The 20,462-nt window shown below is 66.2% G+C and carries 15 protein-coding genes and 1 pseudogene; 7 read left to right on the top strand and 9 right to left on the bottom strand.

Annotated features, from left to right (window positions below; genetic code table 11):
• Nucleotides 1–107: 107 nt before the first annotated feature.
• A complete protein-coding gene (locus LKE06_RS17765) occupies nucleotides 108–1,079 on the bottom strand; it encodes a zinc-binding dehydrogenase (protein WP_228000371.1) in 972 nt (323 codons plus the stop codon).
• Nucleotides 1,080–1,161: 82 nt separating this feature from the next.
• Here LKE06_RS17765 and LKE06_RS17760 point away from each other — a divergent pair, with 82 nt between their 5' ends.
• The 6 genes from LKE06_RS17760 (at nucleotide 1,162) to LKE06_RS17735 (ending at nucleotide 7,284) form a co-directional block, all read left to right on the top strand.
• Complete coding sequence (locus tag LKE06_RS17760) at nucleotides 1,162–1,833, top strand: TetR/AcrR family transcriptional regulator (protein ID WP_228000370.1); 672 nt, start codon at nucleotides 1,162–1,164, stop codon at nucleotides 1,831–1,833.
• Between the two features lie 59 nt (nucleotides 1,834–1,892).
• Entirely contained in the window at nucleotides 1,893–2,912 is a 1,020-nt protein-coding gene (locus LKE06_RS17755) for a TIGR03617 family F420-dependent LLM class oxidoreductase (protein ID WP_228000369.1), read from the top strand.
• 443 nt (nucleotides 2,913–3,355) lie between these two features.
• Entirely contained in the window at nucleotides 3,356–4,219 is an 864-nt protein-coding gene (locus LKE06_RS17750) for an SAM-dependent methyltransferase (RefSeq protein ID WP_255649279.1), read from the top strand.
• Between the two features lie 220 nt (nucleotides 4,220–4,439).
• Nucleotides 4,440–5,630, top strand: a complete 1,191-nt coding sequence (locus tag LKE06_RS17745; protein ID WP_228000368.1) for a L,D-transpeptidase — start codon at nucleotides 4,440–4,442, stop codon at nucleotides 5,628–5,630.
• 606 nt (nucleotides 5,631–6,236) lie between these two features.
• Entirely contained in the window at nucleotides 6,237–6,644 is a 408-nt protein-coding gene (locus LKE06_RS17740; RefSeq protein ID WP_228000367.1) for a hypothetical protein, read from the top strand.
• Nucleotides 6,645–6,654: 10 nt separating this feature from the next.
• The gene (locus tag LKE06_RS17735) at nucleotides 6,655–7,284 is read left to right on the top strand and encodes a hypothetical protein (protein WP_228000362.1); all 630 of its coding nucleotides are present in this window, start codon (nucleotides 6,655–6,657) and stop codon (nucleotides 7,282–7,284) included.
• Between the two features lie 467 nt (nucleotides 7,285–7,751).
• On the opposite strand, the gene LKE06_RS17730 is transcribed toward LKE06_RS17735, so the two are convergent.
• Both LKE06_RS17730 and LKE06_RS17725 read right to left on the bottom strand, forming a co-directional pair.
• Nucleotides 7,752–8,045 (bottom strand): hypothetical protein, encoded by a 294-nt coding sequence (locus tag LKE06_RS17730; RefSeq protein ID WP_228000353.1) that lies wholly within the window; start codon nucleotides 8,043–8,045, stop codon nucleotides 7,752–7,754.
• A gap of 201 nt (nucleotides 8,046–8,246) precedes the next feature.
• The gene (locus LKE06_RS17725; protein ID WP_228000351.1) at nucleotides 8,247–9,233 is read right to left on the bottom strand and encodes an ADP-ribosylglycohydrolase family protein; all 987 of its coding nucleotides are present in this window, start codon (nucleotides 9,231–9,233) and stop codon (nucleotides 8,247–8,249) included.
• 177 nt (nucleotides 9,234–9,410) lie between these two features.
• On the opposite strand from LKE06_RS17725, the pseudogene LKE06_RS17720 reads away from it, so the two are divergent.
• Nucleotides 9,411–9,548, top strand: a pseudogene (locus tag LKE06_RS17720) (IS3 family transposase); the annotation flags it as partial.
• A gap of 39 nt (nucleotides 9,549–9,587) precedes the next feature.
• Here the strand turns inward: LKE06_RS17720 and LKE06_RS17715 are convergent.
• The 6 genes from LKE06_RS17715 to gcvP all read right to left on the bottom strand — a co-directional run bounded on the left by LKE06_RS17715 (nucleotide 9,588) and on the right by gcvP (nucleotide 20,341).
• Nucleotides 9,588–12,701, bottom strand: a complete 3,114-nt coding sequence (locus LKE06_RS17715) for a protein kinase domain-containing protein (RefSeq protein WP_228000345.1) — start codon at nucleotides 12,699–12,701, stop codon at nucleotides 9,588–9,590.
• A gap of 303 nt (nucleotides 12,702–13,004) precedes the next feature.
• The gene (locus tag LKE06_RS17710; protein WP_228000343.1) at nucleotides 13,005–14,387 is read right to left on the bottom strand and encodes an L-serine ammonia-lyase; all 1,383 of its coding nucleotides are present in this window, start codon (nucleotides 14,385–14,387) and stop codon (nucleotides 13,005–13,007) included.
• Nucleotides 14,388–14,466: 79 nt separating this feature from the next.
• On the bottom strand, nucleotides 14,467–15,735 hold the full coding sequence (gene glyA, locus LKE06_RS17705; RefSeq protein ID WP_228000341.1) for a serine hydroxymethyltransferase: 1,269 nt from the start codon (nucleotides 15,733–15,735) through the stop codon (nucleotides 14,467–14,469).
• Nucleotides 15,732–16,136, bottom strand: coding sequence for a glycine cleavage system protein GcvH (gene gcvH / locus LKE06_RS17700; protein ID WP_228000339.1), 405 nt, complete (start codon nucleotides 16,134–16,136; stop codon nucleotides 15,732–15,734). The genes glyA and gcvH overlap by 4 nt, the downstream gene beginning before the upstream one ends.
• Before the next feature lie 111 nt (nucleotides 16,137–16,247).
• A complete protein-coding gene (gcvT, locus tag LKE06_RS17695) occupies nucleotides 16,248–17,375 on the bottom strand; it encodes a glycine cleavage system aminomethyltransferase GcvT (protein WP_228000337.1) in 1,128 nt (375 codons plus the stop codon).
• Nucleotides 17,372–20,341, bottom strand: coding sequence for an aminomethyl-transferring glycine dehydrogenase (gene gcvP, locus LKE06_RS17690; protein ID WP_228000336.1), 2,970 nt, complete (start codon nucleotides 20,339–20,341; stop codon nucleotides 17,372–17,374). The genes gcvT and gcvP overlap by 4 nt, the downstream gene beginning before the upstream one ends.
• Nucleotides 20,342–20,462 lie beyond the last annotated feature (121 nt).

Genomic DNA, 20,462 nt, shown 5'->3' with positions numbered 1-20,462 from the left:
GCGGCATTGTTCACGAACAACAACAATGACAGCGCTTGGCGGGCTCCGGCCAACGCCCGCCCAGCGGCATGAGCGGGCGTTGATATCGGGGCGAGATGCGGTGCCGTCTATCTCCTCGATGGTGTGAGCACGATTCTGCCGAACACCTCGCCTGCTTCCATTTTCTGGTGGGCCACAACGGCCTGTTCCAAGGGAAGTTCCTCGTGCACGACCGCTACCAGCTCGCCACGACTGGCGGCAGTGAACAGTTCGGCGGTTGCTGCGCGTTGCTCGAGTGCCGGCACGGTGTCAGCGCTGAAGGTGGCGAACGACATCGACTTCCGGAACGCCGCGACCATCTCCATGCCGAAGTCCGCCGGTGGCGTGCCTGCCATCACGCCGACGGCCACCATGCGACCGTTCGGTTCGAGTCTGGCGAAGAACGACGGCAGATCCGCACCGGCGACGATATCGAGGATGACGTCATAGCCTGCGGGAGCGTCCTGCGCACCCCGGCCGGCTCGGTCGAGCACGTGGGTCGCGCCGAGCTTGCGCAGGCGAGCGCCGCGCTCGGCCGACGACGTCGTGACCGCCACCGCGCCGGCGCCGGCGCGAGCCGCGAGCTGGACCGCTATCACGCCGATGCCGCCGGCCGCGCCGCGCACCAGCACCGACTCACCGCGAGCGAAGTGGGCATGGCGCAGGGCGAAATGGGCGACCATTGCCGAACTGCCGAGCGTCACTGCGTCGACAGCCGACAGGTCCGCCGGGAGCGGGACGAGCGTCTCGGCCGAGACGACGGCCTGTTCGGTATAGCCGCCGCTCTCACCAGTAAGTGCCCACACGCGCCGGCCGGCCCATGCGGTGTCGACGCCCTCGCCGACTTCGGTCACAGTGCCCGCGACCTCGCTGCCGAGGATACGACCGGGTGCGGCGCCATGGTTGGCCAGCGCGCCGCTTCGGATCAGGGAGTCGAGGCCGCCGACGCCGATCGCCTCGGTCGTGATCGACACCTGCCCGGCGGCCGGATGCGGGTCGGGGAGGTCGACCACTGCGAGCACCTCGGGACCTCCGAACGCCGAGACCATCACTGCTTTCACTGGTTTCTCCATGTTCTTCTCGATTGGAACCAACCAGCCGACCGTAACGGACGGCCTCGTCCGTTTAGCTAAAGTGAGAGCGGTGACTGCTCATTTGCCTCACGCACTGCGTTCGGACGCGCGTGAAAATCGCGAACGCATCCTCGAGGCGGCTCGCACGGTATTTGTCAGCGCCGGCCTGGATGTGCCGATGCGGGAGATCGCCCGGCGTGCCGGGGTCGGGCCCGCGACCCTCTACCGCCATTTCCCGACCAAGGAGATGCTGGTCGCGGAGGCGTTCACCGATCAGATGCTGGCCTGCCGGTCCCTCGTGGACGAGGGGCTCGCCGACCCGGATTCCTGGCACGGCTTCTGCCGCGTGGTCGAGAAGCTCTGTGAGCTGCAAGCACGCGACCACGGCTTCACCGCGGCCTTCATGTCCGCCTACCCACACGCGCTGAACTTCGCCGCGATCCGCACGTCCTCGCTGACCGGTGCCGCCGAACTCATCCGCCGCGCCAAAGACACCGGGCACCTGCGCTCCGACATCGTCCTGGATGACCTCATCCTTATGATCATGGCCAACAATGGCATCCGCGCGGGCACGCCGGCAGCACGTATCGCGGCCTCCCAGCGCTTCGCCGCACTCATGATCCAAGCGTTCCAGGCCTCCCCCGCGTCCGCGCCGCTGCCGCCGATACCACGATTGACCCCCCGCAGTTTCGGTACCCCGACACAGATCCACCAGGCCAAACACCCGGTGACCAAGGGATAAATATCCTGTCATCGGTATTACCGCGCATTTTAGGCACCGAGTTAGTCCAGAGAAGGTCGATGAAAGTCTATGCATCCCTTGATCCGCGCCTGCCGCTGTCGCGGGTGCCGCGCGTGGCCGGACAGTTGGAGGAGCTGGGATTCGATGGGATTCACATCCCGGAAACGATCCACGATTCGTTCGCGGTCGCGCTCTTGGCGGCCGAGCACACCACCCGGATCACCCTGCGTACCGCGATCACCCTGGCCTTCGTCAGGAGCCCGACCCTGGTGGCCTACAACGCCTGGGATCTCGCGAAATTCTCGGGCGGACGCTTCGAACTGGGCCTGGGAACCCAGATCCGGCAGAACATCGAAGGTCGTTTCGGGATGCCGTGGACCGAACCCGTCGCCCGGATGGGCGAATACCTGACGGTGCTGAGGGAACTGTTCGACGCGTTCGCATCCGGTAGTTCGATCCACTACGAAGGCGACAGCTACCGGCTGACCCGGTTGCAGCCCTATTTCAACCCCGGGCCCGACGACACCACCACCGCCCCGCCGATCTTCCTCGGCGCGGTCAACGCCGGAATGTGCCGGCTCGCAGGACAACTCGCAGACGGCGTGATCACCCACTCCACGAACTCCGACGCAGGCTATCTGAAGAACGTACTCCGTCCCGCGCTGCGGGCAGGCGCCGAGGAGCGCTCCCGCACGCCACCTGGCATCATCGCCGCCGTTCCGATCGCGACGGGCGGCGATGCGGCTGCTGTGCAGCGCGAACGCGAGCGGATGCGCCGACTTCTCGCCTTCCTGTATTCCACGCCGTCCTACCAGCCGGCGTTGTCCAGGCTCGGACTACCCGAACTGTTCGAGCGCCTGCGCGCCTTGGCGCAGGCGCAACGCTGGGACCAACTCGACGACGTGATGACCGATGACATCCTGAACACACTGCTCATCTGCGGCGATTACCGAACCCTTCCCGACCTTGTCCGTGAGCGCTACGAAGGCTTGGTAGAAGGAATCGTGATGCCGGCGCCATCCGACGACCCGGCGGACACACGCTTGGAGTTCGCGATCGAATCCCTCCATGAATGCTGAGCATCCGCTGCTACGGCCCGGCGATCCGACAGGCGTGAACAGCCTTCCGATTCAACGCGGTTCCAGAATCACGATCGGGACGCGTCGCACGCCGGCCTGCTGCCGATACGAGCATCGCGACGGCCGGGAAGTGCCGGAGCATACTTACGGGAAAGGCAAGCGTCGCAGCCTTTCTCGCTGATCAGTAGTCAACTGGTAGCGCCCGACTGCCTCAGCCACATGGGGCCAGTGGGAGTGCTGTGCTGGCCGGCATTTTGATTGTCGTGTTGATCGGGCCCACTTGCGGCTGCCACCGCTGCACCGCCCCTCCACCGGAAGATTTCACCCCGCCGACACTGCATCCGGTGTAATGAACGCCGCGATGGCGGTTGATTCAAGGAGGATTTCCGCTGTAGCGGTGTGCTGGAATGACCGAGCTCGCCACGATCGGTACGTTGGCGAGCATGCGTACCGATGGAGATTCCTGGGACATCAATGCCAGTGTGGGATCTACGGCGTTGTTCGTTGCGGCGGCTCGCGCACTGGGCGGCCGCGCGGCCGATGCGCCGGCGGAGGACCCGTTCGCGGAGCTCTTCGTGCGGGCCGCGGGCGGAGAGTGGGTCGACCTGCTCGACGGTCGAGTGCCCGACCATCCGTTGCTGACCCCCGAATTCGGCATTCAGTTCCAGCAGCATCAGGTCGCCCGCACCCGGTATTTCGACGATTACCTCCACGCGGCCGCGGCCGCCGGCATCCGGCAGGTAGTTATCCTCGGAGCCGGCCTGGACGCCCGCGCGTACCGGCTGCCGTGGCCCGACGGCACCGTCGTCTACGAATTGGACCGGCCGCAGGTGCTGGAGTTCAAGCGCGAAACCCTCGCGCAGGCTGGGCGCCGGCCGATCGCCGAGCGCCATGAGGTGCCGGTGGACCTGCGTGAGGACTGGCCGAAAGCGTTGTGCGACAGCGGCTTCGATCCTGCTCTGCCGACCGCATGGCTGGTGGAGGGCCTGCTCATCTATCTGTCGCCGGCTGCGCAGGACCAGCTGTTCGACGCCATCGTCTCGCTCAGCACGCCCGGCAGCCGGGTAGCGATCGAGCAGATGGATCCGCTGCCCGCGGAGGCCGCCGCGACGGCCGAGCAGGACGACGCGGGCGCGGACTGGGTGCGGTTGATCTACAACGACCCCCGCGGTGAGGCCACCGAATGGTTCACCGCCCGCGGTTGGACCGGCGAGCGCGTCGACCTCACCGACTACATCCGCCACCTCGGCCATACCCCGGCCGCCGAGCAGTCATTGATCAACCTGGTCACCATCGTGCGGCCCTGAGTTGGTTCTCTGCTGACAGTTCGCGCCAGCCGAGCGTGTGACCGTCCGGGTCTTGCAGGCCACCCATGACCGTCTTGGACGAGAACCGCATCGATCGCGGAACGGTGTCGGTTGTGCGACGGATCGGTGGAGATACCGCTCTTCGGCATCTCGGTCAGCGTTAGGTGCCACAGGCTGGCGGACAGAGGTCGGCCCTGCACCCAGCGAAGGGAGATACACGGTGGCATTGGGACGTCGTCGGCTGCTGATCAGCTTCGCCAGTGCGGGAGGCCTCGCCCTGGCCGGATGCGCGCAGCGAGAACCCGCGCCCCCCAAACCCGCCATGATCCGATTCGATCCCCCGCCCGGCACCCACAACGTCGATGCGCGCAGCCTCGGCACGGTCACAGTGACCGAGGGGACGTTGCGGTCGGTCGAATGGATCGACGAAACGGGCAGACCACTGCCGGGAGCACCGGCACGCGATCATCGAACCTGGACCAGCGCCGAACCACTCGGCTACGGACACACCTACACCGTGAAGGCCGTGGCACATGGCGAAACCGGCGACGTCACCGCGACGACGACCTCCGCCACGGTGCGACCGCAACAGCTCGTCGACATCTCCCTGCGCTCCGCCAATCTTGTCGAGATGGCCGAAAGCGACACCTACGGAGTGGGTTTCGTGCTCGTCGCTCATTTCGACGCACCCGTCGACCGGGCGGCTGCGGAACGCCACCTGAAGGTCACCACCCAGCCCGCCGTCACCGGCGCCTGGTACTGGCTCGACGATCAGAACGCACACTGGCGGCCCGAGCACTATTACGCACCGGGAACCAGGATCACGATCGCGGCCGAACTCTTCGGCCGCGCGCTCGGCGAGGGCCGCTACGGCCTGCGCGACCAACAGGTGTCAGTGATCATCGGCCCCGCGCACGTCGCCATCGCCGACGACGACACCAAACAGATCGAGGTCTTCGACAACGGGAACCTGGTCCGCACCATGCCCACATCGATGGGCATGGGCGGCACCACGGTCGTCGGTGGCAGAGTCCTGTCGTTCTGGACCCGCCCCGGCATCTACACCGTGCTGGACCGAAAAGACCCGGTGATCATGGACTCTGCCAGCTACGGCCTGCCGACCAACTCCGGGCTCGGCTACCTCACGAGCATCAACCACGCGGTCCGCATCAGCCACGACGGAATCTTCGTGCACGAACTGGCCGAGAGCATGTGGGCCCAAGGTAACACCAACGTCTCACACGGCTGCCTGAACATTTCCCCCAACGATGCCGCATGGTTCTACGACTTCATCATCCCCGGCGACGTCGTCGAGGTCCGCAATACCGGCGGTGACCCCCTCGACATCTGGCAGAACGGCGATTGGAGCATCCCCTGGTCCGACTGGCTTCGCGGCGGCGCCCACACATGACACGAACGAGAAAATGGGCCGACCTTGTTCGCCACTCCAGAGCATGCCGTTGCAGTATCGATGGCCGCGCACGGATCCGCGTGCGATAAGGGTTGCAACTAATCGTGATGCAGTGGTAAGCCCAGCTTTTCGAGGTGCCTACCCTCCGGTACGCGCCTACGCAGGCCCGGCCAGGTGCGACGCCACGGCCGAGCCGCAGATCGGCTGGTCTCCCAGGACCAGCAATTGCCGCTGGTGAAGCGAGTGGGCGTAGTGGTCATGTCCCCTTCGGGCACTGGAGGAGCCAAAATTTCTTGCAACGCAAGGGATTTCGTCGTTTCGAGCGCGTCGCACCTGCGGAACTGTGGGGCGATGAGCTCATTATCTGCGTACCCGGCTCCGAGACCTTCCCCATCCATCTCTGGGGGCGTGCATCAGGTGCCCTGGTCGTCGGCCAGTATTTCCTCCGGGACCGATCATGTGTCCAAATTCTTGAACACCTCGGTGGAACGATCCAGCTTAGTCTTCGGTTCGGCGCCATATGACCGACGTCACCACCTGGAGGACACTTCGCGTGGCAGCGCCTACGAGGCGTATAAAGAGTCGAAAACCTACCAGGCTACGGCCATGACTGCGATTACCGCCCTGTGTGAAAAGGTGCACGATAATCTACTTACGATTGCCGAAGAGGGTCGCACCCTCTACTTGGCGCTCGTAGAAAAGCTGGCGACGGTTATCTCTGAGGTTGTAGAATTTTCATCGGAGGCTGCGGCAACCTTTGGCGTCAGTGTCGCTGTCACCGTCGATACCGCTAATGCTGCCATAACTGCGGCAGTCGAACTTGTGGTCGAGTTAATTACAAATTTCGTCAGGGTTCAGACGAAAGTATGGATCGCGTCCAATGAGCTCGAGAATATGATTCAGCATCCGGCAGGTATTTCGGTCAGCCCTTCGGGAATCGATAGCTGGCCCGCGCCTAATACCAAGAAGTATGACGACAAAGACGACGGATGGAAACTGGACGGCGAGGACTAGGGTTATCCTGATGCAACGGGAAATATCGGGCGGATCGCCTGAACAGGTTACTGGTGCCGAGTTTGAACGCAACCACCGCACGCGGCCAAGTAGGCTGAGCCGCAACCTGGTCAGGTCATGTTTCGTGGTAGCCATTCTGGCGACAGCGAACATAATCATCGGCTGCGGGTCGGGGCCTGAACTTGAAGCTGCGGAAGGAACAAAGACGCCGACGATCTCCAGTGTGGAACGTCAGGAATGCCCACCCACCCAGGACGCGGGATCGAACCCTGACCGCGATGAGGTAAGGGATGAGATTCTGCGCGCGGGGCTTCCCGGTGGAATTTGTCTTTTTATGGTGTATTCGGGCGAAGCTCGTAACCGTCCTGGCATGCTGAATTTTCAGGTCGATCTGACTTTTCCTGCGTCGAACGGCCCCAACGACTTGCGTTCAGTTGCTACCGATATTGCCCACACCCTGAAGGTTAGTGCCATTTCGTCGCGTATCGCACAGCTTGCCGTCTCCAATTGGGGCGATATAAAGGCCGGCAAGCCTAGATATGACTCATATCTTGAAGATGCGAATTTTGCTGATCACATCTGGAATTCATCCAGCTCACGCGAAGAAGAGATGGCGCTATGGAACGTCCACATACGATGACGGTCAAGTATTGAGCCTTTCCAGGTAAGCGGTGTGGGCAGGCCCGGCAAAGTCGTATTTCATAGTTCGACGGGACGGCTGGCATCGCGACTGCGATGTCGGGCCGCCAAACGCAGACCCGGTGAGAGCGAAACCCTCGCCGCAACCGCCGGAACCGCGCCGGAATCCAGGCGCGGCGTCTTCAGTATCTGTATACGCTGGTCAGTGGGATTGACGACGACCCAGGCATTCAATCGGTACCAACTGCCTCGATACGTTCAGATTTGTTTCGTTCCCATCCGGGGCCACTGCGTTCGGGCAGCATCTGCGTTAGTTGACGAGATCGGACTTCGCGCGCTGCACTATTCAGCGGCGCGGCAACGAATGGGGTGCGATCGAAACCTCCGAACCCGCACATCGAGGAGCGCCGCGCAGTGCTGCCCTCAACGCAATGAACCCAAAGATATTGTCCAGGTTGGTATGTCGTCTTACAGGCCGTCGATCGCGGTGCCGAGGTCCGCGCCATAGCTGGACCAGCAGAAGATCGACTCTCCTGGTCGGCCCCGGTGACCCATGTACCACTCGCCGTCCTCTACGCAGCGTGCGAGGCACAGACCAGTGAAACCGATGATCAGGTCGACTTCCAAGGGGACTGCTTGGTCAGGTTCGGTGGGGTTTAGAAATACCGGGGTGCTGGGATCCAGCAACTCCACGGTGCTGTCTTGGGCACGTTGCCCTACCTCGTTGATGGTCCACCCATCCGGAAGTGCGCCCTTGTTCACCAAGGGATTCTTGCATGATGCGACGTCCCGCTCCGCGTCCGATCGTCTTGGGTATTCGGGTCGCACAGAGGAGCGTAGCGCGGTGACCGGCGGTGAGAGCGGAAAGAGTAGCGGCCCACACCAGCGAGGTAGTGCGGGCCAGCAGCAAGAGGCCACTATCCACGTGGCCGTCATCAACATGTGGCGACGGTGATCCGACTTTCAAAACACGGGGTAGTCGCTGACGAACCATTCTCGTATGCGGCCGAATCCAAGTCCAGATTTCTGGCGCCGTTGCGCACGGACTGTGGAAACCCAGCTGGGCAGCGGTTCTCGCGTAGCGACCCATGCCTCCGGCACCCCGATCCGCCCCGGACGGCTACCGCGGCCGGTGTGGGCGGCGACGATACCGCCGACGATCGCGCTGGTGGTGTCGATATCTCCGTCCGCCGCAAGACACGTGGCGATGGCAGCCGGGTAGTCGTCCAGGTGTGTGGATGCCACCCACAACGTGAACGGCACCGTGTCCTGCGCGGTCACTCGAGATCCATTACCGAGCACCTGTACGGCTTCGTGTGTGGGCGCTCCGAGTAGGGCGCGGGCACGGCGTACCCGTTGACTCATCTCGCCATCCCCGAGACGATCGATGACGGCGGTAATGAATTCCCTTGGAGCGAGCGGGGTTCCGGTCACGCGGGCGTGAGCCGGCTGCCCTGCCGCCAACGCTACCGCGACCGCCCCGGCAACCCCTTCCGTGTGCAGATGTGTCACCTGCGCCGACCGAACTGCTTCAGCGACAACCTTTTCCGGATCGCCGGCGTAATACGCGCCCAGTGGCGCGACCCGCATCGCCGCACCATTGCCGCAGGAACCCTGACCACCGAACGCGGCGGCAGCCGCCACCCGCCAATGCACGCCATCCCGGATCTGACGCAGAGTCCCCACCGTTGCGAAGCCATAGTCTCGACGCGGCTCCCACTGAGCAGCGAACCTGGCCGCCAGCCGATCCTGATCAATCCCATCGTGCCGGCCGAGCTCGGCAACCAGGGTGCACGCCATTTCGGTGTCGTCGGTCCAGTCCCATTGCCCGGCTGGGAGATTGCCTGCCAAAATGTCCGGAATCGACCGACCCATAACGGGGAATTGCTGACCTAATGCCTCCCCCACGGACAGCCCATCCAGCGAATCGAGCATCAGGGCGGCATGCATCGCATCTGGGTGGTGGCGCCGGCGAGTCGGGAGGCCGAGCGCAACGGCGGACGCGATGCTTACCGGGCTGTTGCGGCTCAGGAACGTGCCAAGGATCAATGCCGACGGCCGAAACCAAATCGGTTGGCCCGCAACGGAGTTCTCCGTGAGCGGGTGCTCGATTGGCCCGACCAGGAGTGGTCGCCTGAGCAGGTCGAGTTGGCCACCGCCGAATGGGTGGATTGGTTCAATCACTGGCGGCTCTATCAGCACTGCGGTGACATGCCGCCCACCGAGATGGAGACCGCCTACTACACAGCCCTAGCAAACCGCTGAGCTGTCACACCCGTAAGTCTCCGGACCCGCCGGGGGGATTCAGTCCCGCTCCCCGAGAACAACGGAAATGCTCTCCTGCAGGGTCGTCCGACCGCCCCAACGCAGCAGCCGATCGGACGACGACTCCCCCAGTGCGGCGCTGATACGAGCGCTGGTCTTGTCGTGCCCTTCGCGCATACCGCCGTAGCCGAGCATCGACGTCTCCCCCGACGCCCAACTGGCGGCCGCGGCCCCCTGCATCCGCGCGGCCAGTTCGGCGTCGCCGCGCTGGACCGCAATCCAGGACGTCACCTCGAACACCCAGGCGCACAGGATCCGATCGCCGAATCCCCTTGCGAGCCGCAGACATCCGCGTAGAAGGTCGAGGGCACCCGAGAGGTCCCCCGCCCGGAAGGCATCGTATCCACGCGCGAAGGTGAGGTACGCGAGGGTCCACTTGTCGCCGGCCGACGTGCACAAAGCCTCCGCCTCACGCAAGAGCTGGGCACCGTGGGTGTCGTCGCCCTCCGGCAGACTGTTGAGCAGCCCGGCGATGGCGACCGCGAGCCCCTCGGCGTCGCCGGAGTCGCGTTGGCACTGCACCGCCTCCTGGTAGTGCACCCGGGCGAGCTCGCGTTCGCCGCCACAGATCGCGGCGAATCCGAGCGCGGCTGCGGCGTACCCCTGGTCGCCGTGATCGCCGCGTGCGATCGCGAGCTCGCGCGCCCGAGTGGCCAAATCGAGCGCCGTCGTACGGTCACCCTGCAGCATCACCACGACCGACGAACTCCACTGTGCCCGTGATCGATTCGCCTCGTCCATCGAGGTGGACTCGAGCGCCGCCGACAACCAGCGCCGCGCCTCCGACAGGCTGCAGCTGGCCAGCCAATAGAAGTGCAGCGACGTCACGATCTCGATACCGGCCAGGGACAGCTGCCCGTCGCTGCGGCTATATGAAAGGGCCGCGCGGAAGTTCTCCCGCTCGTCATGGACCGCGTCGTACACCGCCTGCTGACCGGGGCCGAACCACCCCCGCCGGAACTCCGCGGCCAGGCGCCGGTACCGGGCGACGAATCGTTGCAGGCACGCCTGCCGCAGATCGGTCTCGGCCAGGCGCTCGCGCCCGAAGTCGCGCAGCGTCACCAGCAGCCGATAGCGACGGACACCACTGACGGTGCCGGACAACAACATCGACTTGTCCACCAGCGACGCCAGAATCAACCGGACATCCTGTTCCTGGTATCCGGGACCCGCACAGACCTCCGCTGCGGCCGCAGCGGTGAAACGTCCGGTGAACACCGACATCATGGCCCACACGTCGCGTTCCTGGGCGGTGAGCAGGTCGTAGCTCCATTCCACCAGCGCCTGTAGCGAGCCATGCCGCGGATCCGCCGGCCGACCGGCCGTGGCGAACATCCGGAACCGGTCAGCGAGCATTGCCAGCATCTCGTCCAGTCCGTACGCGCGCAGCCGGGCGGCCGCCAACTCGATGGCCAGCGGCATCCCATCGAGTTGCTCGCACAACCGGGCCACCGCGACCCGGTTGTCGTCGGTCAGCGCGAAATCCGGTTCGGCCGCCCGCGCGCGCTCGGTGAACAGGGCGATCGCCTCGGATTCGGCCCCCTCCTCTTCCCCGGCGGCCGGATCGGGCAGCGAGAGCGGCATGACCGGATAGACATGTTCACCATTGACGCCCAGAACCCGTTGACTGGTTACTAGCACGCGCAATCCGCCGATCGACCGCAGCAGCTCCTCGACCAGCGGGCCGCACGACTCGACCAGGTGCTCGCAGCTGTCCAGCACGATCAGGGCGTCGCGATCGCCCCACGCGTCCGAGAGTCGGTCGACCAGGGCCCGGATCGGGTTGCGCGCGCCGGTCGGTTTGTCGCCGAGTCGCAGGTCGTCGACGATCTTGTCGACGAGCAGTTCCGGTTCGAGCACAGTTCCCAAGTCGACCAGCCAGGTGTTCGCGCGCAGCGGTGACGCCGCCGCCGCCTCCACCGCGAGCCGAGACTTCCCCACCCCGCCCGGGCCGGTGAGCGTGACCAGACGCGCCGTCGTCAACAGTGCGCCGACATCGGCAAGCGCGGCCCGTCGTCCGACAAAGCTGGTCAACTGCAGCGGCAAGCGCGGAGGTCGGGTGGTGTAAGCCCCGCGACCGGTACGGTCCGGCAGGTCAGCGCCCGTGCGCGCGGCCCAGCCGGACGGGGAGCGCTCCCGCGCCGGTCTCGGCGCGGACGTGTCCCCCGATCCCGTCGCGCCGGGCAAGGCCATCTCGTCGATCGGCAGGCCGCTGCGCAGCTCGACCTCGCGCACCAGGTTTCCGAACTCCGCCGCCGTGTGCGGGCGTTCGACCGGGTTGCGCGCCATCGCGGTTTCGATCAGCTCGCACGCAATCCCGGGCACTCCCCGCTGGCGCAGGTCGGGGATGTGATTCGCGGCGATCCGCACGAACTGCGCGACAGCCTCCTCCCCCTTGCGTCGTTCGAAGGCGGCATGACCGGAGACGAGGCAGAACAGTGTGGCACCGAGCGCGTAGACGTCGGACTCGACGCTCGGCGGCCCGCCCTCGAGCACCTCGGGGGCGGTGAACGCCAGAGTGCCGGTCACGGCACGGGCGGTGGTCTCGAACCCACCGGTGGTGCGGGCGATGCCGAAGTCGGTGAGCTGCGGCTCGCCGTAGTCGGTCAGCAGGACGTTCGCCGGCTTCACGTCCCGGTGCAGAATCCCCGCACCGTGCGCCGTCTCGAGGGCGCCGGCCAGCTTCACGCCGACATGCAGGGCCTCCGACCAGGTCAACGGCCCCTGTCGATGGATTCTCGCCTCCAGCGAGCCTGCGCCGCAGAACGGCATCACGATGAAGGGCCGGCCGCTGGCGGTGACCCCCACCTCGTAGACCGCGACGATGTTTGGGTGCCCGGAGAGCGTGCCCATCGCGTATTCCTCGCGCAGGAAGCGTTCTCGATTCTCGCGATCGAGGGACGCCGAGAGCACCTTGACCGCGACCGTTCGGCCGAGGGCACCCTGCCGGCACCGAAGCACGACGCCGAAGCCGCCGCGGCCGACCTCATGCGAATCCTCGAATCCGGCCGCGCTCAATTCAGCGGCAACTGCCTCGTTCGGATCGAATCCGGCGAGATCCGCCTGGGTTGCCGGTGGGTCCGCATCGGCCACGGCACGCTCTCTCCTCGAACACCTGTGTTACTGCCTGCTGGGTGTTCTCCAGACTACCCGCGGGCTGCGTCCCGGACAGGCGCTCGGCGCGTCGGCATCAACTCTGTTTTGCCGCATCGAGGTCGGCCCGGAACTTGGCCTCGCGTGCCAGATGGGCGGGCCTGACATGCGGAGGCACGCCACGTGAGTGGATTCCTCCCGCTCTGTCATATGACCTGAGACTTTCCTGGGGGGATTGCTCCTACGGCGCCCGCCGGTCCGAAACTCGGAACGGCGGGACTCGGACTTGCCTGTTGCCCTCGATCAGCATTCGACGACGTTGACCGAGACGTTGACGGCGAGCCCGCCCATGGACGTCTCCTTGTACTTCGAGCTCATGTCCAGTCCGGTCGCGCGCATCGTCTCGATCACCTGGTCGAGGCTGACACGATGAGTTCCGTCCCCGCGCAACGCCATTCGGGCCGCATTTATGGCCTTGCCCGCCGAGATCGCGTTCCGTTCGATGCACGGGATCTGGACGAGCCCGCCGATGGGGTCGCACGTCAGGCCCAGGCTGTGCTCCATGGCGATCTCCGCGGCATTCTCCACCTGCGCCGGCGTGCCGCCGAGGATCTCCGCGAGCCCCGCCGCCGCCATCGAGGCGGCGGACCCAACCTCGCCCTGGCACCCGACCTCGGCGCCCGAAATCGAGGCGCGTTCCTTGTAGAGGGACCCGACCGCCCCCGCCGCCAGCAGGAAACGAATAGCCGTGCCGTCCGGATCGGACTTGCCCATGGGCGTGTAGTAGGTGGCGTAGTGCAGCACCGCAGGAATGATCCCGGCCGCACCGTTCGTGGGAGCGGTGACGATCCGTCCCCCGGAAGCGTTCTCCTCGTTAACCGCCAGGGCCACCAGATTGACCCAATCTTCGGCAAAGGCGGGGTCCCGGTTGGGATCCTCGCGACGTAGACGTTCGTACCAGTCGCGGGCCCGACGCCGGACGCGCAGTCCGCCCGGCAGGTAGCCCACCCGCGAAATACCCAGCTCGAAGCACTCCACCAGCACGTCCCTGATGTGCAGCAACCGGCTGCGCACCTCGTACTCGGGCCGGGCCGCACGTTCGTGCTCGAGCATCACATCGCCGATCGAGATCCCATGGTGCTCGGTGATCTCCAGCAACTCTTTCGCGGAACCGAACGAGAGCGCCAGCGGGTCCGCCTGCGCCGGCGCGTCCGTCTCGAACTCAGTGACCACAAAGCCGCCACCGATGGAGTAGTAGGTCTCCCGCAGCAGTTCCTGCCCGCCGCCGTCGGTTGCGGCGACAGTCATCGCGTTCGGATGAAAGTCCCGAATGGTCAACGGATGCAGCACGATCTCGTCTTCGGCGAGATCGATCTCCCGGACGCCGCCCAGCATGATCCGACGGGTCTCCCGCAACGTCGCGAGGCGACGGTCCTTCTCCTGCGTCTCGATGGTCTCCGGCCGGTATCCCTCCAGCCCGAGCAGGATCGCGGAGAAGGTGCCGTGGCCGGCGCCGGTGGCCGCGAGCGATCCGTAGAGGTCGACGCGGACACCGGCGACGGCATCGAGCACACCGAGGGAAGCGAGGGCCTCGGCGAACCTCCCGCCCGCCCGCATCGGGCCGACGGTGTGTGAACTGGATGGACCGATGCCGACCGTGAAGAGGTCGAACACGCTGATGGTCATGAGTCGAGATCCTTCCGGATCATCGCAGCGAGGAGCGCAACGCAGCGAGGAGCGGGTGTAAGGGCAGCGCAGCCATGCTCTACAGCTCCGGGTAGAGGGGGTACTTGTCAGCGAGTGTGCGCACGTCGGTCGCCAGCGCCGACACGTCCGCCTCCGGCGCCGCGATCAACGCCCGGGCGATCAGGTCGGCGGCCTTCTCGAAGTCTCCGGCGTCGAAACCCCTGGCAGCCAGGGCCGGGGTGCCGATTCGCAGCCCCGAGGTCACCATCGGCGGACGCGGATCGAACGGCACCGCGTTGCGATTGACCGTGATTCCGATCGCGTCGAGGCGATCCTCCGCCTGCTGGCCGTCGATCTCCGCGTCCCGCAGGTCGACTAGGACCAGGTGCACGTCGGTCCCGCCGGTCAGCACCGAGATGCCGGCGCCCTTCACATCCGGTTGACTCAACCGCTCCGCTAGGAGCTTGGCGCCATCGAGGCAACGCTGCTGCCGCTCGGCGAACTCGGGCTGGGCGGCCATCTTGAATGCGGTCGCCTTGCCTGCGATGACGTGCTCGAGCGGCCCACCCTGCTGGCCGGGGAACACCGCCGAGTTGATCTTCTTCGCGATGTCGGCCTCGTTGGTGAGGATGATGCCGCCGCGCGGTCCGCCCAGTGTTTTGTGGGTCGTCGAGGTGACCACGTGCGCGTGCGGGACCGGCGACGGGTGCAGCCCAGCCGCGACGAGCCCGGCGAAGTGGGCCATGTCCACCATCAGGTAGGCGCCGACCTCGTCCGCGATCTCGCGGAAGCGGGCGAAGTCCAGGTGCCGAGGGTAGGCCGACCAGCCGGCGATGATCAGCTGCGGTTTGTGCTCGCGTGCCGCCCTGGCCACCTCGTCCATGTCGATGAGGTAGTCGCTCTCCGAGACCCCGTACGCCGCAACGTTGTACAGCTTCCCGGAGAAGTTCAGCCGCATGCCGTGCGTGAGGTGTCCACCGTCGGCGAGGGACAGGCCGAGGATGGTGTCGCCCGGCTTGATCAGCGCGTGCATCACCGACGCGTTCGCCGTGGCTCCGGAGTGCGGCTGCACGTTAGCGAACTTCGCGCCGAAGAGTGCCTTGATTCGGTCGATAGCGAGCTGCTCGATCCCGTCGACGTGCTCGCACCCGCCGTAGTACCGGCGCCCCGGGTAGCCCTCGGCGTACTTGTTGGTCAGCACCGAACCCTGTGCCTGCATGACGGCGATCGGAGCGTGGTTCTCGGAGGCGATCATCTCGAGCCCGGTGCGCTGACGCTCGAGTTCCTTACCGATGAGGGCGGCGACGTCGGGATCGAAATCCGCGAGGGTCCGGTCCAGGATACTCATGCCACGACCCCGTTCTGCTCCGCGTACTGGGCGGCGGTCAGCAGGTCACCGGCGGCGGAGGCCTGCACGGCGAACAGCCAGCCCTCTCCGTAGGGGTCGGAGGTGACCAGACTCGGGTCGTCGACGACGGCGCTGTTGACCAGGGTCACACGGCCGCTGACCGGCGGGTACAGCTCGGAGACGGTCTTGGTGGACTCGACCTCACCGCAGCTCTCGCCGGCGACTATTGTGGCGCCGACCTCGGGCAGGTCCACGAAGACCAGCTCGCCGAGCGAGTCGACGGCGATCGAGGTGATGCCGACTCGGACGGGGCAGTCGGGGAACTCGGCTCCCGGTTTGATGGCCACCCACTCGTGGTCGTCGGTGTAGCTGCGGTCGTCGGGCAGATCGGATGAGGACATGCTTGTACCTTCTCGAGGGCTTTGGTTGGTGACTGGGTAGGTCAATAGTGTTCGCGCGCTGCGTGTTCGAGCGCGAAGTGTTCGAGCGCGAAGTGTTCGAGCGCTCCGGCTTCAGGAGCGGCGATAGAAGGGCGAGGGAGTGACCACGAAGGGTTCTTTCTTACCGCGGACGTCGACGGTCAGCTCCGTCCCGGACTCCCGCAGAGCCGCGTCCACGAAGGCGAGCGCGACCGGGTAGCCGAGCGTCGGCGAGAGCGCACCAGAGGTGACGACACCGACTGCCGTCTCGCCCGCCGCGTCGTACACGGTGTAGTCGGCGCGGGCCGCTCGCCGGCTGGTGCCCTTCAGTCCGACCAGCACCCGCTCGATGGGCCGCTCCGAGAGTTCCTGCAGCGCATCGCGTCCCACGAACTCCTTGCCCAACCGGACCACCTTGCCGAGTCCGGCTTCGTAGGGGTTGGTGTCCAGGGTCAGCTCGTGACCGTAAAGCGCCATGCCCGCCTCGAGCCGCAGGGTGTCGCGGCAGGCGAGACCGGCCGGCACACCGCCACGGTCCGCGGTCGCGTCGAGCAGTGCCCGCCACAGGCGCACCGCCAGCTCGTTGGGCACGTACAGCTCGAAGCCGTCCTCGCCCGTGTACCCGGTGCGGGCGAGCAGCACGTCGATGCCGGCGACCGACGCGGGGATGACCGCGTAGTACTTCAGCTCCGTCACGACTGCGACCTGGTCGTCCGGCACCAGTGCCTGCACGATGTCCTGCGCAGCAGGACCCTGCACGGCGATCAGCGCGGTCCGCGCCGACTGGTCGTCGACCTCGGCATCGAATCCCTCGGCGCGCGAGACGAGTTCACGTGCCACGGTCGGCGCGTTGGACGCGTTGGCCACGACCAGGAAGTGCTCGTCGGCGAGCCGGTAGACGACCAGGTCGTCGATCACTCCGCCGTCGGCGTTGCACAGCAGCGAGTACTTGGCCCGCCCGATGCCGATTTTGGAGAGTTCGCCGGCAAGCGCGTAGTCGAGCAGCGCACCGGCGGCGGGGCCGGTGATCGCGATCTCGCCCATGTGCGAGAGGTCGAAGAGCCCGGCAGTGCTGCGCACGGCCCGGTGCTCGGCGAGCTCGCTGGCGTACTTGAGTGGCATCTGCCAGCCGGCGAAGTCGGTAAAGCTGGCCTCGAGGTTGGCGTGCTCTTCGAGCAGCGGAGATGCGGGGGATGTCGAGACGGACGAAACGGTGCTCATGCGAAAGCCTCCTCGCGGGTGTCGGCGTTCGCCGAGGTGTCGGTGTCGTTTTGGCTGGTCGGGGTTTCGAATGCCTCGGGCGCCGGGCAGGAGCAGACGAGGTTGCGGTCCCCGTGTACCCCGTCGATCCGACGTACCGGTGGCCAGTACTTCGCGGCGCGCAGGGAGGCGACGGGGAAGGCGGCCAGGTGGCGGGGGTAGGGCAGCGTCCACTCGTCGGCAGTGACCTGTTGCGCGGTGTGCGGCGCCTGACGCAGCGGGCTGCGCTCGAGCGGCCACACCCCGCCGCCGACCAGGTCGATCTCCTGCCGGATCGCGACCATCGCCTGGATGAACCGGTCCAGCTCGGCCAGGTTCTCCGACTCCGTCGGTTCGACCATCAGGGTGCCGGTCACCGGGAAGGACAGGGTCGGCGCGTGGAATCCGTAGTCGATCAGTCGTTTTGCCACGTCCTCGGCGGTCACACCCGTCTTCTTGGTGATGGCGCGCAGGTCGAGGATGCACTCGTGCGCCACGAGACCCGACGGTCCGGTGTAGAGCACCGGGAAGTGCGCGTCGAGCGACTTCGCGACGTAGTTGGCCGCCAGCACCGCGGTCTCGGTGGCACTGGTCAGGCCGTCCGGGCCCATCAGCGCGAGGTACGCCCAGGTGATCGGGAGGATGCCGGCCGAGCCGTAGTTCGCGGCCGAGACCGGGGCTCCCCCGTCGCCGCCGCCGAGTGGGTCCCCGGGCAGGAACGGGGCGAGATGCTCGCGCACCGCGACCGGTCCGACGCCGGGTCCGCCGCCGCCGTGCGGGATGCAGAAGGTCTTGTGCAGGTTCAGGTGTGAGACGTCGCCACCGAACTTGCCCGGCTGGGCCAGGCCGACCAGCGCGTTGAGGTTCGCGCCGTCGACGTACACCTGACCGCCGGCCTGGTGCACCAGGTCGCAGACCGTGCGCACGTCGTTCTCGTATACGCCGTGCGTGGAGGGGTAGGTGAGCATGATCGCGGCGACCTTGCCCTCGTGGAGGGCAATCTTGGCGCGCAGATCGTCGATGTCGATGTTGCCGTTGGCCGCGGTGGCCACCACGACCACCCGCATCCCGGCCAGGACCGCCGAGGCGGCATTCGTTCCGTGTGCGGACTGCGGGATGAGACAGATGTTGCGGCCGCTCTCGCCGCGGGACTCGTGGTATCCGTGGATCGCCAACAGTCCGGCCAGCTCGCCCTGAGATCCGGCGTTGGGCTGCAACGAGACTCGATCGTATCCGGTGATCTCCCCGAGCCACCGCTCGAGGTCGCCGATAAGCTCCAGGTACCCGCCGGTCTGCTCGGAGGGCGCGTACGGGTGGATGCCGGCGAATCCGGGCCAGCTGATGGGCTCCATCTCCACCGCGGAGTTCAGCTTCATCGTGCACGACCCCAGCGGGATCATGGTGCGGTCCAGGGCGAGATCCTTGTCCGAGAGCTTCCGAAGGAACCGCAGCATCGCGGTTTCCGAACGGTGCTCGTGGAATACCGGGTGCTGCAAGAACTTCGAGGTGCGGTCGAGCTCGGTCGGCAGCCCGGAGACCGTGCTCGGCGTTGCCGTCACCGTCGCGCCGAAGGCGGCCACGACGCGACGCACCACGTCGTCGGTGGTGCACTCGTCGCAGGAGATGCCGACGTGGTTGTCGTCCACCAGGCGCAAGTTGATGCCGAAGCGATCGGCGTTGGCGACGAACTCCCTTGCCTGCCCCGGCACCCGGACCTGCACGGTGTCGAAGAAGCTGTCGTGCACGATCTGGTGGTCGGCCGCCCGCAGGCTCTCGGCAATCGTCACGGCATGGCGGTGGACTCGGGTTGCGATGGCGCGCAGACCCTCCGGACCATGGTAGGCCGCGTACATGGCGGCCACGTTGGCGAGCAGTGCCTGCGCGGTGCAGATGTTGCTGGTCGCCTTGTCGCGGCGGATGTGCTGTTCGCGGGTCTGCAACGCGAGCCGGTAGGCGGGCGCTCCGTCGACGTCGACGGAGACCCCGACCAGGCGGCCCGGGAGCATGCGCTCGAGCCCGGTGCGCACGGCCATGTAGCCGGCGTGCGGGCCGCCGAAGAACAGCGGCACGCCGAAGCGCTGCGCGGATCCGACCGCGATGTCGGCGCCCTGTTCTCCGGGCGGCGTCAATATCGTCAACGAGAGCAGGTCAGCGGCCACCGTGGTCAGCGCGCCGCGCTCGCCCGCGGCCGCGATCAGCGGCGACAGGTCGCGCACGGCGCCGCTCGCGCCCGGCGCCTGGAACACGACACCGAATGCGTCGCCATCGGGCAATTCACTGGAGAGATCCGCGACCAGCACCTCGATGCCGACCGACTTGGCACGCCCCTGGACGACCGCGAGGGTCTGCGGAAGGCAGTCCGCGTCGACGATCACTCGGTTTGTGGCGGACTTGGACTTGTTCGCCCGCCGCATGAGCAGCACGGCCTCCGTCACGGCGGTGGCCTCGTCCAGCAGGGAGGCCCCGGCCAGGGGGAGCGCGGTGAGATCCTCGATCAACGTCTGGAAGGTCAGCAACGCCTCGAGCCGACCCTGGGAGATCTCCGGCTGATAGGGCGTGTAGGCGGTGTACCAGGCCGGCGATTCGAGCAGGTTTCGCCGCAAAACCGCAGGTGTGACGGTGTCGTGGTAGCCGAGACCGATCATCTGGACACGGGTCTGATTGCGGTCGGCGAGGACGCGTAGGTCGGCGAGGACCTGCGGCTCGCTCCGGGCCGCCGGCAGGTCCATGGCCTTCTCGCTGCGGATCTGGTCCGGCACCGCGGCGTCGATGAGCTCATCGAGTGTCTCGTAGCCGAGTGCCTCGAGCATGTGCTGTGCTGCGGACGCGTCGGGACCGATGTGGCGCGAGGGAAAGTCGCTGGTAGAGGGCCCACCATTGGAGGCAATGCGGGTTTCAACTGACACGAGGTGACTCCGGTTTCGGTCTGTCCGGACCGCACCGGACATCGACTAAGGGACACCTCCCCGCTCTGTCCTGAAACCTGAGAGTTTGGGCATTGCCGCGGCTACGGCGTTGCTCTTCACCTTCGGTAAGTACCGGCCTGCGACCGTTCCTGTTCTCCAGAGT

This window comes from Nocardia australiensis (assembly GCF_020733705.1).
In the GTDB taxonomy this organism is placed as follows: domain Bacteria; phylum Actinomycetota; class Actinomycetes; order Mycobacteriales; family Mycobacteriaceae; genus Nocardia; species Nocardia australiensis.
Note: the sequence above shows the minus strand (reverse complement) of the source record. Positions and strands in the feature narration are given on the sequence as shown.

Excerpts from the sequence above, each read along its gene's own strand:
- LKE06_RS17755 (WP_228000369.1), top strand. The coding sequence starts at position 1,893 with ATGAAAGTCTATGCATCCCTTGATCCGCGCCTGCCGCTGTCGCGGGTG.
- LKE06_RS17750 (WP_255649279.1), top strand. The coding sequence starts at position 3,356 with ATGCGTACCGATGGAGATTCCTGGGACATCAATGCCAGTGTGGGATCT.
- LKE06_RS17740 (WP_228000367.1), top strand. The coding sequence starts at position 6,237 with ATGACTGCGATTACCGCCCTGTGTGAAAAGGTGCACGATAATCTACTT.
- LKE06_RS17735 (WP_228000362.1), top strand. The coding sequence starts at position 6,655 with ATGCAACGGGAAATATCGGGCGGATCGCCTGAACAGGTTACTGGTGCC.
- LKE06_RS17725 (WP_228000351.1), bottom strand. The coding sequence starts at position 9,233 with ATGCATGCCGCCCTGATGCTCGATTCGCTGGATGGGCTGTCCGTGGGG.
- LKE06_RS17710 (WP_228000343.1), bottom strand. The coding sequence starts at position 14,387 with ATGACCATCAGCGTGTTCGACCTCTTCACGGTCGGCATCGGTCCATCC.
- glyA (WP_228000341.1), bottom strand. The coding sequence starts at position 15,735 with ATGAGTATCCTGGACCGGACCCTCGCGGATTTCGATCCCGACGTCGCC.
- gcvH (WP_228000339.1), bottom strand. The coding sequence starts at position 16,136 with ATGTCCTCATCCGATCTGCCCGACGACCGCAGCTACACCGACGACCAC.
- gcvT (WP_228000337.1), bottom strand. The coding sequence starts at position 17,375 with ATGAGCACCGTTTCGTCCGTCTCGACATCCCCCGCATCTCCGCTGCTC.
- gcvP (WP_228000336.1), bottom strand. The coding sequence starts at position 20,341 with ATGTCCGGTGCGGTCCGGACAGACCGAAACCGGAGTCACCTCGTGTCA.